The 16,374-nt window shown below is 65.2% G+C and carries 14 protein-coding genes; 3 read left to right on the forward strand and 11 right to left on the reverse strand.

All coding sequences use genetic code 11. The annotated features are described in order from the left end of the window. From LC062_RS04055 to LC062_RS04075, 5 genes are all read right to left on the reverse strand, one after another. Positions 1 to 711: an ABC transporter ATP-binding protein gene (locus LC062_RS04055; RefSeq protein ID WP_224909713.1), complete on the reverse strand. Its 711-nt coding sequence runs from the start codon at positions 709 to 711 to the stop codon at positions 1 to 3. Further along, positions 708 to 1,463 (reverse strand): ABC transporter ATP-binding protein, encoded by a 756-nt coding sequence (locus LC062_RS04060; protein ID WP_224909714.1) that lies wholly within the window; start codon positions 1,461 to 1,463, stop codon positions 708 to 710. Before LC062_RS04060 ends, LC062_RS04055 begins: the two co-directional genes overlap by 4 nt. Next, positions 1,456 to 2,421: a branched-chain amino acid ABC transporter permease gene (locus tag LC062_RS04065; RefSeq protein WP_318246094.1), complete on the reverse strand. Its 966-nt coding sequence runs from the start codon at positions 2,419 to 2,421 to the stop codon at positions 1,456 to 1,458. The genes LC062_RS04060 and LC062_RS04065 overlap by 8 nt, the downstream gene beginning before the upstream one ends. A gap of 5 nt (positions 2,422 to 2,426) precedes the next feature. Continuing rightward, positions 2,427 to 3,350: a branched-chain amino acid ABC transporter permease gene (locus LC062_RS04070; protein ID WP_224909716.1), complete on the reverse strand. Its 924-nt coding sequence runs from the start codon at positions 3,348 to 3,350 to the stop codon at positions 2,427 to 2,429. An 89-nt stretch (positions 3,351 to 3,439) separates the two neighbouring features. Beyond that, positions 3,440 to 4,606, reverse strand: a complete 1,167-nt coding sequence (locus LC062_RS04075; protein WP_224909717.1) for an ABC transporter substrate-binding protein — start codon at positions 4,604 to 4,606, stop codon at positions 3,440 to 3,442. A 342-nt stretch (positions 4,607 to 4,948) separates the two neighbouring features. On the opposite strand from LC062_RS04075, the gene LC062_RS04080 reads away from it, so the two are divergent. Beyond that, entirely contained in the window at positions 4,949 to 5,428 is a 480-nt protein-coding gene (locus LC062_RS04080) for a hypothetical protein (protein ID WP_224909718.1), read from the forward strand. Between the two features lie 3 nt (positions 5,429 to 5,431). Here the strand turns inward: LC062_RS04080 and LC062_RS21460 are convergent, their stop codons facing one another. The 6 genes from LC062_RS21460 to LC062_RS04110 form a co-directional block, all read right to left on the reverse strand. Next, entirely contained in the window at positions 5,432 to 6,793 is a 1,362-nt protein-coding gene (locus LC062_RS21460) for a DUF418 domain-containing protein (protein WP_224909719.1), read from the reverse strand. Positions 6,794 to 6,960: 167 nt separating this feature from the next. Further along, a complete protein-coding gene (locus tag LC062_RS04090; RefSeq protein WP_224909720.1) occupies positions 6,961 to 7,728 on the reverse strand; it encodes an SDR family NAD(P)-dependent oxidoreductase in 768 nt (255 codons plus the stop codon). A gap of 92 nt (positions 7,729 to 7,820) precedes the next feature. Then, complete coding sequence (locus tag LC062_RS04095; RefSeq protein WP_224909721.1) at positions 7,821 to 9,185, reverse strand: adenylate/guanylate cyclase domain-containing protein; 1,365 nt, start codon at positions 9,183 to 9,185, stop codon at positions 7,821 to 7,823. Between the two features lie 167 nt (positions 9,186 to 9,352). Further along, on the reverse strand, positions 9,353 to 10,183 hold the full coding sequence (locus LC062_RS04100) for an MBL fold metallo-hydrolase (protein WP_224909722.1): 831 nt from the start codon (positions 10,181 to 10,183) through the stop codon (positions 9,353 to 9,355). Between the two features lie 34 nt (positions 10,184 to 10,217). Continuing rightward, positions 10,218 to 10,676: a cyclic nucleotide-binding domain-containing protein gene (locus LC062_RS04105; RefSeq protein WP_224909723.1), complete on the reverse strand. Its 459-nt coding sequence runs from the start codon at positions 10,674 to 10,676 to the stop codon at positions 10,218 to 10,220. Positions 10,677 to 10,842: 166 nt separating this feature from the next. Continuing rightward, entirely contained in the window at positions 10,843 to 13,413 is a 2,571-nt protein-coding gene (locus tag LC062_RS04110; protein WP_224909724.1) for an ABC transporter transmembrane domain-containing protein, read from the reverse strand. A 331-nt stretch (positions 13,414 to 13,744) separates the two neighbouring features. Here LC062_RS04110 and LC062_RS04115 point away from each other — a divergent pair, with 331 nt between their 5' ends. Beyond that, complete coding sequence (locus tag LC062_RS04115; protein ID WP_224909725.1) at positions 13,745 to 14,980, forward strand: glycosyltransferase family protein; 1,236 nt, start codon at positions 13,745 to 13,747, stop codon at positions 14,978 to 14,980. Between the two features lie 143 nt (positions 14,981 to 15,123). Beyond that, positions 15,124 to 16,368 carry a glycosyltransferase family 4 protein gene (locus LC062_RS04120; protein WP_224909726.1) on the forward strand — a complete coding sequence of 415 codons (1,245 nt, stop codon included), beginning with the start codon at positions 15,124 to 15,126 and terminating at the stop codon, positions 16,366 to 16,368. Positions 16,369 to 16,374: the final 6 nt, after the last annotated feature.

The following is a 16,374-nucleotide window of genomic DNA, read 5'->3' on the forward strand; positions in this document are numbered from 1 at the left end:
TCAAACGCTCAGATAGCGCTCACGCACGCTGGCATCGGCCTTCAGCTCGGCGCTGCTGCCGGTCCAGACCACCCGGCCCTTTTCCACCACCACATGCCGGTCGGCGAGGCTTTCCAGCGCATCGACGTTCTTGTCGACCACGAGGATCGACTGTCCCTCCCGCTTCAGCCGGGCAAGGCAGTCCCAGATCTCGCGGCGGATCAGCGGGGCCAGGCCCTCGGTCGCCTCATCGAGGATCAGCAGCTTTGGATTCGTCATCAAGGCCCGGCCGATTGCCAGCATCTGCTGCTCGCCGCCGGAAAGCTGGTTGCCCATGTTGGCCCGCCGCTCGCGCAGGCGCGGGAAGAAGCCGTAGACCCGCTCCAGCGTCCAGCCGGGGGCGGCGCCGAACCGGTTGGCGCCGGTGGCAATGAGGTTTTCCTCCACCGTCAGGGTCGGAAAGATCTGGCGGCCTTCCGGCACCAGCCCCAGCCCGGCCTGAGCGATGCGGTAGGATGGCGCGCCGGTGAGGCCCTGCCCCTCGAAGCGTATCTCGCCGGCATCGGCGGCGATCATCCCCATCACCGCACGGATGGTGGTGGTCTTGCCCATGCCGTTGCGGCCCATCAGCGTCACCACCTCGCCCGCGTCAATGGCAAAGCTCATGCCGAACAGCACCCGGGCGGCACCATAGGAGGCTTCCAGCCCTTCGACTTCCAGAAGCACGCTCATGCCGCGCCCTCCTCTCCGAGATACGCTTCGCGCACCTCGGCGCTCTCGCGAATCTCTTCTGGCGTTCCGGTGGCGATGATCCGGCCGTAGACCAGCACGGAAATGCGGTCGGCCAGCGCGAACACCGCTCCCATGTCATGCTCCACCAGCAGCATCGCGTAGCGTCCTTTGAGCCCGGTCAGCACCTCCACCAGCCGGTCGGTCTCTTCCCGCCCGGTCCCGGCCATCGGCTCGTCGAGCAACAGCAGTTTCGGCTCCGTCGCCAGGCTGATCGCCAGCTCCAGCGCCCGCTTCTCGCCATGGGAAAGAATGCCCGCCGGCGTGTCGGCCCGGTGGGCAAGCCCGAGCTCGCCGAGCCAGCGCTCCGCGCCTTCGTTGAGCGCCCGGTCGCGCGCCACATTGCGGATGAAGCGGAAGGAATGGCCCTGCTGCGCCTGCAGCGCCAGCGCCACGTTCTCGCGCGCGGTGAACTCGGGCAGAATCTCGGTGATCTGGAACGAGCGCGACAGACCGGAGCGGGCGCGCAGGTGCATCGGCCTGGCAGTCACATCCTTCCCATCGAAGGTGATGGTGCCGCCATCGACGGCGAGCGCACCGGAAATCTGGCCGATCAAGGTGGTCTTGCCGGCGCCATTGGGGCCGATCACCGCGTGGATTTCTCCCGGGAACACATCGAGATTGACGTGATCGGTCACCTTCAACGCGCCATAGGCCTTGTGTACGTCCTGAAGACGCAGGATCGGCTCAGTCATTGCGGCCTCCCTTGCCGAGAAGGCCGGTAATCCCGCCCCTGCCGAACAGGACGACGAGGATCAGGAACGGGCCGAACAGAAGCCGCCAGTGCTCGGTGATGTGGGACAGCAGCTCCTCCAGCACCAGAAAGCTGGCGGCGCCAACGATGGCACCGAGCAGCGAGCCGAGCCCGCCGAGCACCACCATGACGATCAGCTCACCGGACCGGTGCCAGGACATGTAGGCGGGCGAGACAAACTCCGCCGCGTTGGCAAGCAGAGCCCCAGCAAGGCCCGCCATCATGCCGGCGATCACATAGGCGGCGAGCCGGTAAGGATAGGGGTCGATGCCGACGGCGCGCAGGCGCATCTCGCTCTGCTTGGCGCCCTTCAGCACCCGGCCGAAGCGGGAGGCGACGATCATCCGCGCCAGCAGATAGACCCCCAGCAGGCAGGCCAACACCACATAGTAGAAGCTGGTGCGGTCGCCAAGCGGGGCGAAGCCGAACACCTCGGTCCGGCCCCACATGGTGAGCCCGTCGTCGCCGCCATAGGCCGACAGCGAGGTGGCGGTGTAATAGGCCATCTGCCCGAACGCGAGGGTGATCATGATGAAATAGACGCCCCGGGTCTTCAGGCTGATCGCCCCGGTGACGGCGGCGAACAGGCCGCAAGTGAGGAGCACCACCGGCAGCGACACGGTGACATCCCAGATGCCGTGTTCGGCGAGGATGCCGACCGCATAGGCGCCAAGGCCGAGATAGGCGGCATGACCGAAGCTGACCATCGCCCCCTGCCCGAGGATCAGCGACAGGCTGACGGCGGCAATGGCAAAGACCATCACCCGGATGGTGAAGAAGACGATGAAGGTGTCGCCCATGGCCGCCGCCGCGACGGGCAGCAGGGCAAAGGCGGCGAACACCGCGATGGCGGCAAGGCCCGTGCGAGACACGCCGCGAGATGAGTTCGATCCGGTCATGGGGGTCATCCGCTGCGGGCCGGGAAGAGGCCGGTGGGCCGGAAGAACAGAACGCCAGCCATCAGCACGTAGATCAGCATGGAGGCGATGGCCGGGCCGACATCGTTGGCGGCCGACGGCGACAGCACCATCTTGGCGATATCGGTGGCAAAGCCGCGCCCCAGCGTGTCGACCAGCCCGACGATCAGCGCCGCGAGGAAGGCGCCGCGAATCGAGCCGATGCCACCGATGACGATCACCACGAAGGCGAGGATCAGGAGATTGTCGCCCATCCCCGGCTCCACGACGAGGATCGGCGCGGCGAGAATGCCGGCGAACCCGGCGAGCATGGTGCCGAAGCCAAACACCAGCATGAACAGCCGGCGGATGTTGACGCCGAGCGCGCCGACCATCGCCGGGTTGGTCGCCCCCGCCCGCACCAGCATGCCGGCGCGGGTGCGGCTGACCAGCACATAAAGCAACAAGGCCACGCCGAGGCCGGCGCCGATCAGCGCGATCCGGTAGACCGGATAGAGCAGCCCGTCCATCAGCACGATAGAGCCGGACAGAAGGTCCGGCATCGGCAGGGACAGGGGCGCGGCGCCCCAGACCACCTTCACGCCCTCGTTGAGGAACATGATGACGCCGAAGGTGGCCAGCACCTGATCGAGGTGATCCCGGTCATAGAGGTGGCGAAACACCAGCAATTCCAGCAAGAGCCCGAGACCGAGCGCGCCGATCAGCGCCAGCACCAGCGCGCCCCAGAAACTGCCGGTGAGCGCATAGGCGGCCACCGCCAGATAGGCGCCAAGCATGTACTGAACCCCATGGGCCAGATTGATGAAATCCATCACCCCGAACACCAGCGTCAGGCCGGCGGCGATCAGAAAGAGGAGAATGCCGAGTTGCAGACCGTTCAGGGTCTGGACGGCAAGAAGGGTGGCGCTCAACGGCTTCGGCCTCGTCGGTTGCGCGGGAATGCGTTTGGGAACCTAAAAAACGCCGGTCCGGCACAGCCGGACCGGCGGAGCGCGATGGCTCACTTCATGCGGCATTCGCCGACATAGGCGTCGATCTTGTCGTCGAACACCTTTTCCACGGTCTGGGTGACGTACTTGCCGTCCTCCCGCTTCACCGCCTTGACGACATAGACGTCCTGGATCGGGAAGTGGTTGGTGTTGAACGAGAAGTCACCGCGCACGCTCTCGAAGGGCGCGTCCTTCAGCGCGGCCATCAGAGCGGCCTTGTCGCCCTTGCCGCCGGCCTTCTTCAAGGCGCCGTCGATCAGCCGGGCCGCGTCATAGCCTTGCGCCGCATAGAGCGAGGGGGCGTAGCCGTATTCCGCTTCAAAGGAGGCAACGAAGGCCTTGTTCGCCGCATTGTCGAGATCCGGCGCCCATTGCGCGCCCGCCAGAAGACCGACCGCCGTGTCCTGCGTCGCCGGCAGGGTGGTCTCGTCAACGGTAAAGGCGGAGAGGAACGGCACGTTGCCGGCAAGACCGGCCTGGGCATACTGCTTGACCAGATTGACACCCATGCCGCCGGGCATGAACACGAACACCGCATCCGGCTTGGCAGCGGCGATCTTGGTCAACTCGCTGGAAAAGTCGAGCTGGCCGAGCTTGGTGTAGATCTCGTCGACGATCTCACCCTTGAAGTGGCGCTTGAAGCCGGCGATGGAATCCTTGCCGGCCTGATAGTTCGGCGCCATCACGATCATGCGCTTGTAGCCCGCGTCCTCCGCGTGCTTGCCCATCGCCTCGTGGTTCTGGTCGTTCTGGTAGGAGGTGGTGAAGAAATAGGGCGAGCAGGCCTTGCCGGCGATCGGCGACGGTCCGGCATTGGCGCCAACGAAGATGGTCTCGCTGCCGACAATCGGCTTGTAGACCGCCATCATCACGTTGGAGAAGACAACGCCGGCCATCATGTCGACCTTGTCGCGCTCCAGAAGGCCCCGCACCTTGGTCAGCGCGCCGTCGGGCTTCAGTTCATCGTCGACCACCAGCACCTCGGTATCGAGGCCACCGAGCTTGTCGCCGGCTTCCTTCACGCCCAGCAGGAAGCCATCGCGCATCTGGATGCCGAGCACCGCCGGCGGGCCGGACAAGGTTGCCAGGAAACCGATCTTCAGGCTCTCCGCCTCGGCGGCAAGGCTCGAAACACCCAGAGCCACGGCGGCCAGCGCCGCAGTCATCTTCCGCTTCATGTCATTCTCCCCTCAGGACTGCTTCCCATGCCGGAAGGCGGGCAAGACTTGTGTCCCTGGTTTGGTCCAGTGTTGTATTCGCGCCGTTTGCCGGTCGCGCGCCGCTCTGTCGGCAGCCAAATTAGTTTAGACCTGAAATATTTCCTCTGTGAAGCCCCGACAGGTTGCGCGGACAAGTTAAGCATGCGGAAAGTGGAAATCGAATAGGTTTGACCCGGCCTTTCACAGGGTCGGACCCAACTTTCCTAGCGTCATCGACGTGGGCGGCGGCCGCCCTTCCCTGTCGAAACCGGCGCGCAGACGCGCTCATGCGAAGGGCCGAGGCACCAACGGAGGATGAACATGCCGCATTCGAAGCCCGGCCGTCGTTTCGCCATTGCCCTGCTTCCGGCTCTCGGGCTCGCACTGCTGGCGCCGCCCCTGGCGCGTGGCGATTCCGGTCCAGACGCGGAGCGCTGCGCCGCCGAGGCGGAGGCTTACGCCAACCAGGAGGCCCGCACCTCGGTTTCCGGCGAGGATGTGGCTGGGGCTGCGATGGATGGCGCTGTGGTCGGCGGGCTGGCCGGGCGCGGTCCGGGCGACTGGTCGGCACGCGGTGCCGCGCGCGGGGCACGGCTCGGCGGCGGGCTTGCGACCCTTGACGCCCTGTCGAACAGTCGGGAGCAAGACTGGCAGGCGCTCTACGCCAAGGCCTATTACGCCTGCCTTGCCGGCGAGCCGCGCCCGCTCACCCGACAGGAACGCTGCGGCTCCTCGGCCATCGTCACCGGCGCCGGTCAGGGCCCGCTGATCGGCACCTCCTCGCGCCAGGACTGCCGCTAGCCGTTAGCCGGTGCCGGCAACGGGCGCGCGCCCCTCGACCAGGCGACGCAGCAGCCATTCCAAGGGCCCCTGACGCCAGCGACGCAGCCACATAACCGCAAAGACGATCTGCGCCGCGTTGATGGCAAAACCGATCAGCAGCAGTTCATGGTGCTCCAGGCTACCAAACAGCGCAAAGCCCATGCCGTAGAACAGGAGAAGACAGACAGCCGTCTGCATCACATAGGTGGTCAGCGCCATCCGGCCGACGGCGGCCAGCGCCACGGTGAGCCAGCGGGCGAAATCGAGCCGGACAGCCAGCGTCAGCAGCCCGACAAGTCCCAGACAAAAGGACAGCCGGCGCAGATTGTAGAAATAGGCATCCGCCTCGCCAAGCGACCACCCTTCCCAGCCCTCCAGCGTCGCGGCGCCGTGGATCATCAACCCGAGCACGGTGCCCAGACCCAGGCCGCCAAGCGCGAGGGCGAGATGCCAGCGCAACGGCCAACCGGCACCGAAGGCGCCGAGCCGCAGCAAGGCCATGCCGAAGAACATCATCGCGCCGATATCGAGAATATGATCGGCGAAGAACAGCGTCGTCTGCTCCTCATAGGTCTGCAGCGCCGTGGTGCGCAGCAGCACCGGATAAGGCGCCAGCCGCTCGCTGATCTCCACCAGCGCATAGCGCTCCAGCTCGGCCAGCATCTCGCGCTCCACCTCCGCGTCGGTGAGCCCGGCGGACGCTCCACCCTCGCCCGGTGCCGCATCGGCGCCAGCCTCGGCTTCCTGCGCGCGCAGATCCGCCACCTCGGCAACGCGCATCTTGTCGAGCGCATTCAGCGTGGATTCGGCCAGGCTCCAGCCGGTTCCATCCTTTACCGAGGAAATGGAAAACAGCACCAGGGCGATCAGCAAGAGCCGGCCACCAGACAGATTGCGAAAGGCGAACAGGAACAGGCCCAAAACGCCATAAACATAAAGCACGTCATGCGGCCACAAGAGCAGATAGCCGTGGATCAGCCCGAAGGCGATCAACCAGAGCAGCCGGCGAAAATAAAGATCCGCACCGCGCATCCCCTCCATCGAGGCCGCGTATTTCGCCGCGATCAGCACCGCCGAGGCACCGAATAGCATAGAGAACAGGCCGCGCATGGTTCCGTCGACGAAGATGACGACAAACAGCCATGTGGCAATGTTCCTGGCGGTCTCAAGACCCCATTCCTCCGGCAGCGCGAAAGCAACGGCCGGCATGCCGAACACGAAGATATTGCGCCAGAGGATCCCCAAAGCTGCCAGCCCGCGCAAGCTGTCCAGAACCGGCAGGCGGGAAAGCGGAATCGCCGCGGCGCCAACCTCCGGCACCGAGGATCGGATACTTTGATTCACTTTCGGATCTTTCAGGATGAATAAGTAACAATCAGGATACTTACTTTCAAACTCTGACCATAACAAGGGTTTTGACGTCATCCAAAAATAAAAAGGCCTCCCGCCCGGCGCGACGGCGGGGCGGAAGGCTCAACGGCTTGAAAGGTCTCGGCTTCCGAGAGGTGCTGTCAGCGCGGCGCCATGCGGATGGCGCCGTCGAGGCGGATGGTTTCGCCGTTCATCATCGGGTTCTCGCAGATCGCGGCAACGAGATCGGCGTATTCCTCCGGCTTGCCAAGACGCGAGGGGAACGGCACCTGCTGGCCGAGCGAATCCTGAACCTCCTGCGGCAGACCGAGCAGCATCGGCGTTTCGAACAGGCCCGGTGCGATGGTCATCACCCGGATGCCCGATTTCGACAGATCGCGGGCAATCGGCAGGGTCGAGGCAGCAACACCCCCCTTCGACGCCGCATAGGCCACCTGGCCGACCTGGCCATCGAAGGCGGCGACCGACGCGGTGGAGACGATCACGCCGCGCTCGCCATCGGCGGTCACCGGCTCCAGGTCCGACATGGCTGTCGAGGAATGCGCAATGCAGCGGAAGGTGCCGACCAGATTGACGGCGATCACCTTCTCGAACATGTCCATCGGATGCGGCGCGCCCCGCGAGGTGGTCTTGGCCACCGGTGCGATACCGGCGCAGTTGACGAGGATCCGCTCCACGCCGAACTTCTCCCGGGCCGCGGCAAAGCCTTTGGCGACACTGTCGTCACTGGTCACATCGACGGCCACGAAGGCGCCGCCGATTTCCGCCGCCACCGCTTCGCCAAGCGTCACGTTCATGTCGAACAGGGTGACCTTGACCCCGGCCGCAGCCAGTCGCCGCGCCGTCGCCGCGCCCAGCCCCGATGCTCCGCCCGTGACAACGGCGGCGTACCCTTCTCCCAATTTCATGCGTTCTCCCCGAAATTTCCCGCGTCCGCTGTGATCGCGGCGCTCCACACTCCAGACAGGTGACAGGATGGCGCGGGATGGTCAAGCACCGGTCACGCCAGAACCACCAGATCAACGGGCCTGGCCACCCCGGCGATCTCGACGCCCGGCCGCTCCTCGGCGGGCGGACCTTCGTAGCCCTGATGCAGCGCCGCAGCGAAGGTTTTCCGATCCGTCAGGGCCGTGCTGTGCTGCGTCTTGTTGGCATCTTCCAGCTTCGCCGCCCGATTGACCGGATCGCCGATCACGGTGAATTCCAGCCGGTCATCCGCACCAACCACACCGACGGTCACGGCACCGAACGCCAGGGCGGCGCCAAACCGCATGGTCTCCGGCCAGCCGAGCGTCTTCAACTCCGGGCCGAGCCGCTCGAACACCGGGACCAGGGCGCGGGCAGCGCGCACGCCGTCGGCCGCCGCCCGGTCGCTGGGCGCCACCGCGCCGAAGGTCGCCAGAATGCCGTCACCCAGAAACTTGTCGACCTGCCCGCCATGGGCCGCGATCACGTGGAGCACTTCCTCCTGATAATGGGCAAGCACCCGCATCACCGTTTGCGGTTCAAGACTGGCGGCAATCTTGGTGAAACCGCGAATGTCGACCATCAGCACGGCGACCTCCCGCACCTCGCCCTGACCGGCGGACAGCGCCACATCCGCATCGGTGATCGAGCGGGCAACCTCGGGGGCGAAGAACCGCTTCAGATCCTCGGCGGCGGCGTGGTCGCGTACCGAATCGAACAGGATCTGCCGCCCCCGGTAGAGCGCCACCGACAGCAAGCCGGTCACGCCGAGGATGATCATCGCCTTGTCGAGCTCGGCGCCCAGCAGAATGGCATTGGAGGTGAGATATTCGACGTAATTGCGGGTGATCCGCATCGCCCCCATGTCGGAGAGGAGCGCATAGGCGACGAGTGCACCCCAGCCGATCAGGCCCGCCAGCCCGGTCGTCAGCACGAAGCGCGGATCGAAGCGCAGCGCGCGCAGCGCGATGAAGATGAACAGATACATCACCGTCGGCGCCTTCAGATAGAAGGTCGGATGCTGGCCGTACTGAATGTGGAAGGAGAAGATCAGACCGCAGAGCAAGGCGATGTCGACGCCGATCGACACCAGCAGATACCAGTTCGGCAACTGGATCCGGTAGGACAGCGACAGGCGTAGCAAGGTGAAGAGGAAATAGGCGGCCAGCGCGATGGGAACGAAGTTGAAGCCGCCGGCCCCTTCGGCACGCGGTGCCAGCGAATAGAGCACGGCGAAGAACAGCACCATCGCCAGCTGTACCCAGCCGATCAGCCGCTCCGCCCGCGCCTCACGAGCGTCGATCTCCGCCCGCACCCGCGCAGGAATGCCCTCCTCGGTTGGGCCGCCTCTCAGCACGTAGGCCAGACCCACACGTATCGCCGAAGCTCGTCCCGCCACCGGCGCGCCTCCTTGGCTGTACCGCGCCAGGCGGATGCCCGGCGGGCAGGTGCCCCCGATTTGTCGTTTTTACGGTCAAGATCGGCCGCCGGCAAATCACGGCTTGCTCATGACGCCTTGGGGAAGCCCCCGAAGGAGCGGGTGGCCAAACACGTCGCGGCTCCGCGCTACGGCGTCAGCACCATCCCTTCCCTTCCGACCAGGACACCGGGATGACGCGCGCGCGCGGCCTCGCCGATCCGGTCGAGTGCATCGTCGTCGCGGCGCGGGTCGTGATGGAACAGAACCGGCGTGCGCACATTGGCGGCCAGCGCCAGCTCCACCGCCTTCTGCCAGGTGGAGTGGCCCCAGCCGATAAACCGCGGATATTCCTCGTCCGTGTACATGGCGTCGTAGATCATCACATCCGCGCCTTCGACGAACTCGCGCACCGCCCGGTCGATTTCCGGATTGCCGTGTTCGTGATCTGTGATGATGCAGATCGATCGGCCCTGATATTCCATCCGGTAGCCGGTCGCCCCGCCCGGATGGTTCAGCGCCACGGTGCGCACGGTCAGGCCACCCGGACGCTCCAGGGTTTCGCCGGCGCGAAAATTGCGGAACGTCACCGCCCGCAGCTTGTTCGCGGCAACGGGAAAGATCGGCGGCGACATGATCCGGCAGATGATGTCCATCAGACCGGAGCGGTCGGCGAAATGGCCCGCCCAGGCGGTGATCTCGAACCGATCGTCATAGGCCGGCGTGAAGAACGGCAGCCCGCAGATGTGATCCAGATGGGTATGGGTAAAGAACAGGTCGAAGGTTCTCAGCGACCCGGCGTGCAGCGCGGCGCCCAGATTGCGCGCGCCCGAGCCGCAGTCGATCAGCGTGATCTCATTGCCCGCGCGCAGCTCGAAACAGGTGGTTTCGCCACCATAGCGCAGCGTATCGGCTCCGGGTGTCGGCGTCGAACCGCGCACACCCCACAACTTCAGGGAGAAGGTCAAGACCTCAAACACCTTGTCTCGTGTCGCATCCGGATGTCATGCCACATCAGGACTTCTCTGCGGAAGATTTTAGTGCCACCAGGTCCTGCGTCGTCCGCTCCAGCCGCTGGGCAAGCGTCCGCATGACCTCGAGGGACATGTCGGGAAATTCCTTCAGCAAACGAAGAAAATCGTCCTTTGAAACGGTCAGCACATCCATTTCCCCCGCCGCGACCACCGTCGCCGTGCGCGGCACATCGCACAGGATCGCGATCTCGCCGACAATGGAATGCTGTCCGAGCTGGGCCACCGTCTTTTCACCATCGGGGGTGTTCACGCGGATATCCGCAGCCCCATCGAGAATGATGAAGGCCGAGTCCCCGTCCTCGCCCTGACTGCACAGGCGTTCGCCATCGGCAAAGCGGGTCCGCTCGCTGATGAAGGCGAGCAGCCGCAGCTTGGTCGCATCGATCCCGCGAAACAAGGGCACGCGCCGCAGCGCATCGACTTCCGCATCCAGGGTCACGCTTCCTCCTTTCGGCGGCTCCGCGCCATATACGTCCGATCCTGCTTCGCCCGGCCCGGCAGCGCCGCCCGCCACAAGGCGCCGTTTGTCCGCCGGCCCCCCTCACTTTGCGTCATCCCGTTACCTGCCGTTCCTGCCATGCCGTTTCCCACGCCAGAGCTCCCGTTCAGTTGCCACCGGATGCGGCAGCCACGAGACGGTTGCCGTCGCCTTGCGGATTCGCCCGGCCCTGATCCATGACAATACTCCCGTCGAACTCCGCCGCCACACTCAAGTTCGTCGCGCCGAACAACAACGTCCGGCCTTTCAGCTCCTCGCGGATGATCGCCCGCAGCGCCTGGTCATCCTCGCTCATGCTCGCCGCCGTCTCGTCGATGATGGTCACCGCCGCATTCTTCATCAAGGCACGCACCAGGGCGACGCGGCGACGCTGCCCGGCGGAGAGGCGCGAGCCGGACACACCGACGTGGAAATCCAGACCGGCGCGGGTGATCGGCTGGCGCAGGTCCATCTCGTCGACAAGGGAGCGGATCACCTTGTCGATCCGCTCGCGCGCGTCGCGTCGGTCGACCCGGGGCCGGCCGAACAGCAAATTATCCTCGATCGACATCGGCGCGATGAAACAGTCGCTGTCGAAGATGACAAACCGTTTGGTGTCGCCGGCCAGCCGCTTGTGAAAGGCGGCACGGGCCGAGACAATCCGCGACCGGGTCTCATCGTCGAGAACGCCGAGACGATGGCGGGCGGGGATCAGTTTGAACGCCAGCCCGATCAACCGCTTGCGGTCGGCTGCCTGCAGCGCGGCAGCGCCGCTGCCCGACTTGACGATGCGCGAAATCCGCTCGAATTCCGGCAACTCGTCCTGGGTGATGAAGGAGTAATCCCCCAACAGGCCCGACCCGTCGCTGATGTTGGCAAACAGCTCGACCATGGTCTCGGCGATCCGCGCACCGATGTCGGTCAGGCTGGTTTCCAGGCCGCTTTCCTTGAGCGTGGCATAGACATCCGCATCCTCGACCAGACTGTCGATCGCCATGGACGGATCCGCGGGCGCGGCGAACAAGAGGTTTTCCGCCACGCTGGCGCTGTTGTTGAAGCTGTCGAGCCGCCATAATTCGACCAGTTGCGACAGATGGGCATCCTCGGTCACCCGGTCGGCAAGCGCCCGGCGCACAGCCAGGATCCGCTCGGCGAACTCAGGGTAGCGCTCCGCGTCGAGCGGCGACTGCAGCCCCATGCGGAACACGTCCGCGGCAAGTCCCGTTTTCCCGATCAGGGCCAGCGCGCGGGCATCGAGCTCGGCGAGATCGGCACAGCCCACCGCGTCCAGATCCTCCCACCCGGCCTCGACGTCGTAATCGGGATTGGCGGTGAGATGCGCCTCGTTCAGGCGCCGGGCATTATGCGCCTGCGCCTCCGGTCCCCGCTCCGGCGGCCGCAAGGGCCGGTGGCGCAAACCATAGAACACGTTGTCGCGCACCGTACCGGTCCACACATGCACGGCGGCCCCCACATAGGCGATCTGCCGCCCCAACACCGATTCCGACAAGATATCGAGATTGGTCTCGCCGATCTTCACCCGTCCGCTGCCGGCCCCCAGAAGACCAGCGGCCAGCTGCATGACCTCCGCCCGGCCGGAGCCGTCCGGACCGACAACGGCCACCTGGGAGCCCTCCCCCACCTTGAAGGAGACCTCGAACACCTCCTGACCGGCCGCGCCTCCGGAAAAGCTGACCTTCTTCATGGTCAGGTCGCCCGCCAGCGTGACCTCCTCGTCCAGGGTCAGGCGGCTTGCCGGATAGATGTCCGGCGGATCGAAATTCTCGACGACGGTCTGATACTTGACGTCGACATCCGCCACCATCTGGTAATAGGCGAGCAATTCCTTCCAGGGGCCGGCCAGATCCTTGTAGGCGGCGATCACGGCCAGCAGCGCACCAATGGACAACTCACCTTCGATCACCAGCCAGCCACCGATCATGTAGAACAGGAACGGCGTCAACTGGTTCATGAAGTTATTGAGAAACTTTATGAAATACTTCCAGTTGAAAATCTTGTAGCGGATCTTGTAGTTGGCATAAAACCGATCGGACAGATCCGCCGAATGCCAGGCCGAGGCATCGTTGGCGTGGATCTCGGAAACGCCGCCGATGCTCTCGCCGATCTTGTCGGCGATCACCCGCACATTGCGCACCCGCTGGCGCGACAAGAGCACCACCCGGCGCTGAAGCTTGGGGATGATATAGGCCTGCATCGGATAGGAGGAGACGGCCGCAAGGCCCAGCAGCGGATCCTGCATGAAGATGAAGCCGATCTGCACGACCAGCATACCGCCCTGGTAGGCCGGGAGGGCCACCGCCTCGCCGATGAAGCCACCGACATCCTCCACCTCGGAGGTGATCATCGGAATGATCTCGCCGGAACTGACCTTCTTGAAATGCGGCAGGCGGAAGCGCAGCACCCGCTGAAACAGCTCAAAGCGCAGCCGGCGCAGCATGCGTTCGCCCAGGCGCCCCTTGTAAACGTTGAGAAGCAGCTTGATGCCGTTGGAGACGACCACCAGGCCGAGAAAACTCATGCACAACAGCACCAGATACGAGATCTGGTCGAATTCGAAGCCGTAGAATTCGCGCGGGAACGCCTCGCCCTGGATAGCGTCATTGACGATCTGCTTCGGCAATTCCAGCAGGATATAGCTGATCGGATAGGCCGCGACGGTGATCAGCAGAATGACCATCTGCTGGCGTGCACTGTACCGCCAGATAAAACTGAAAAGGCTTTTTTCCATGGACCTACCGGATGCGAAACACCTAAGTCCCGCTCCTCATCGCGGGTCGGGCGGCGTATCATAACGCGCTGTTTTCAATGCGCCAGTTCTGACCGGCTCGAATGCCGGCATTTGCATGCGCGGGGCATCGACGTTGCAAGAATGCACCGTCACACCACCTTGCTACCAGTTGGTTGCGTGCCAGCCTTGCGTCCGTGTGCGGTGAGGGGTAGACAAAGACAAACATAAGGGGACGCGTGGTCGTGCGGCGAAAACGGTTACGCTGTTCAAACGGGCACGAATGACGAAATCCTCCCCGAAAGTACTGATCTACAGCCACGATTCCTTTGGCCTGGGACACCTGCGGCGATGCCGAGCGATCGCGCATGCGCTGGCGCGCAGATTCTCCGACATGTCGGTGCTGATCCTCTCCGGCTCGCCGATCATCGGCAGTTTCGAGTTTCGCACACAGGTGGATTTCGTCCGCATCCCCGGCGTCATCAAGCTGCGCAACGGCGAATACACGCCGCTCTCGCTGTCGCTCAACATCGAGCACATCCTGGCGATCCGCTCCTCGATCATCGAGCACACCGCCCAGGTGTTCGATCCGGATATCCTGATCGTCGACAAGGAGCCGCTCGGCCTGCGCGGCGAGATCCTCGGCACGCTCGAAATGCTCAAGCAGCGCGGCAACACCCGGCTGATCCTCGGTCTGCGCGATGTGATGGACGATCCGCAGATGCTGCGAGAGGAATGGACGCGCAAGAACGTCGATCCGGCCCTGAAGGACCTCTACGACGAAATCTGGATCTACGGCCCGCCGGATCTGCACAACCCGCTCGCCGGCATGGGTCTGCCCGCGGACGTGCATGGCAAGGCAATCAACACCGGATACCTGCGCCGGCATGTGCCGAACGATGCGCGCATCACCGAGCCCCTGCCCTTCGATGACGAGCCGTATATTCTCGTCACGCCCGGCGGCGGCGGCGATGGGGTGGAGATGGTCGACTGGGTGATGCGCGCCTATGAGGCCCGCAGCCAGCCGCTGTTCCCCGCGCTGATCGTGCTCGGTCCGTTCATGCCCGCGTCCGCCGCCACCGACTTCCTGGAGCGGGCGGAGCATCTGCGCGACGTGCACATCCTCCGGTTCCTGCCGACAATCGAGCCTTACATGGCTGGCGCCCGGGCGATCGTCGGTATGGGCGGCTACAACACGTTCTGCGAGATCCTGTCCTTCGACAAGCCGACACTGATGGTGCCACGGGTGATTCCCCGGCGCGAGCAGTCGATCCGGGCGACGCGCGCGGAAACCATTGGCCTGCTCAAGGTGCTGCCCATCGACGAATATCCGGATGTGGACAAGATGATCGATGCGCTGGTGCAGTTGCCGCGCATGGCCCCACCCTCCGCCGCCGGCGTCAACAACCTTCTGGGCGGACTGGAAGTGATCGGCGACCGGGTGGAACGGATCCTTGAAGGCAGGGCCGATCTGGACGAGGCATCGCCGCTGGCCACGGGGCTGACCAATACCGCATAGAGCGTGTCCGCCGGACGCGAGTCCCACGCCCCGCTCATCTTTCGGGCGCCGCCACCGGCCTCGCCGGTATCGACCTGGGCGGCGGCTCCCTCTCATATGTGACCTGCCCGCAGCGCGGGCCTTACCGGAGATCCTTGCTCCCCATGTCCCGCCTCGCCATCATCATGAAGGGGTATCCGCGCCTGTCGGAAACCTTCATCGCGCAGGAAATCCTTGGTCTTGAGCAGCGCGGGATCCGCGCGCTGATCATCGCCCTGCGCAAACCCTACGACCCGTTCATTCACGAGGTGCACCGGCAGATCTCCGCCGATGTGCTCTATCTGCCCGAATACCTGAAGGACGATCCGGCGCGGGTGGCGCGGGCGCGCAAATGGGCGAAGGCCCAACCGACCTATGCGGCCGCGCGCGCCCTGTTCGAGGCGGATTATGCCCGCGAGAGCAACGCCGGCCGGCAGCGGCGCTGGGGCCAGGCCTGCGTTCTCGCCCATGAATTGCCCGACGACATTGCCTGGATCCACACCCACTACCTGCACACCCCCTGTTCGGTGGCGCGCTATGCGGCGCATCTGTCGGGCCGGCGCTGGTCGTTTTCCGCCCATGCCAAGGACATCTGGACCAGCCCGGAATGGGACCTGCGCACCAAGATCGACGATGCCGCCTGGGGCGTGACCTGCACCAAGGTCAACGCCGATCACCTCAACGCCCTGTCGGCAACGCCGGGCAAGGTCGAGTTGCTCTACCACGGGCTCGACTTCTCCCCCTTCCCCGCGCCCTCCCCCACGCCGGCCAGCGCCGACGGCGGTACCGGCGGTCCAGTGCGGATCCTCTCGGTCGGCCGGGCGGTGGAAAAGAAGGGCTATGACGATCTGCTGACGGCGCTCGCCGCCCTTCCCGCCGGGCTCGACTGGCATTTCGATCATATCGGCGGCGGCGAGTTGGCCACCGCGCTGGCGGAAGAGGCGGACCGGCTCGGACTTTCCGCCCGCATCACCTGGCATGGCGCGCGTCCGCGCGAGGATGTGATTGCAGCCGCGCAGCGGGCCGATCTGTTCGTGCTGGCCTCGAAGGTGGCGAAATCGGGAGACCGGGACGGGCTCCCCAATGTGCTGATGGAGGCGCAGGCCATGGGGCTGTGCTGCCTCGCAACGCAGGTCTCGGCCATTCCGGAGTTGATCCGCGACGGGGAGACCGGCGTTCTGGTGCCGCCGGGCGATCCGGCCGCCCTTGGTGCGGCGCTTCAGCGGCTGATGCGCGATCCGGCGCAGCGCGACCGGCTCGGCCGGGCGGCGGCGGACGACGTGCGCGCCCGGTTCTCCAGCGCACCGGGGCTCGACCGGCTGGCCGAGCGCTTCCGCCCGCTGCTTGCCGAACCGGTCGCCGCCCAGTAGCAGGAG

Origin of the sequence: Stappia indica (assembly GCF_020177335.1) — a bacterium.
Taxonomy (GTDB): domain Bacteria; phylum Pseudomonadota; class Alphaproteobacteria; order Rhizobiales; family Stappiaceae; genus Stappia; species Stappia indica_B.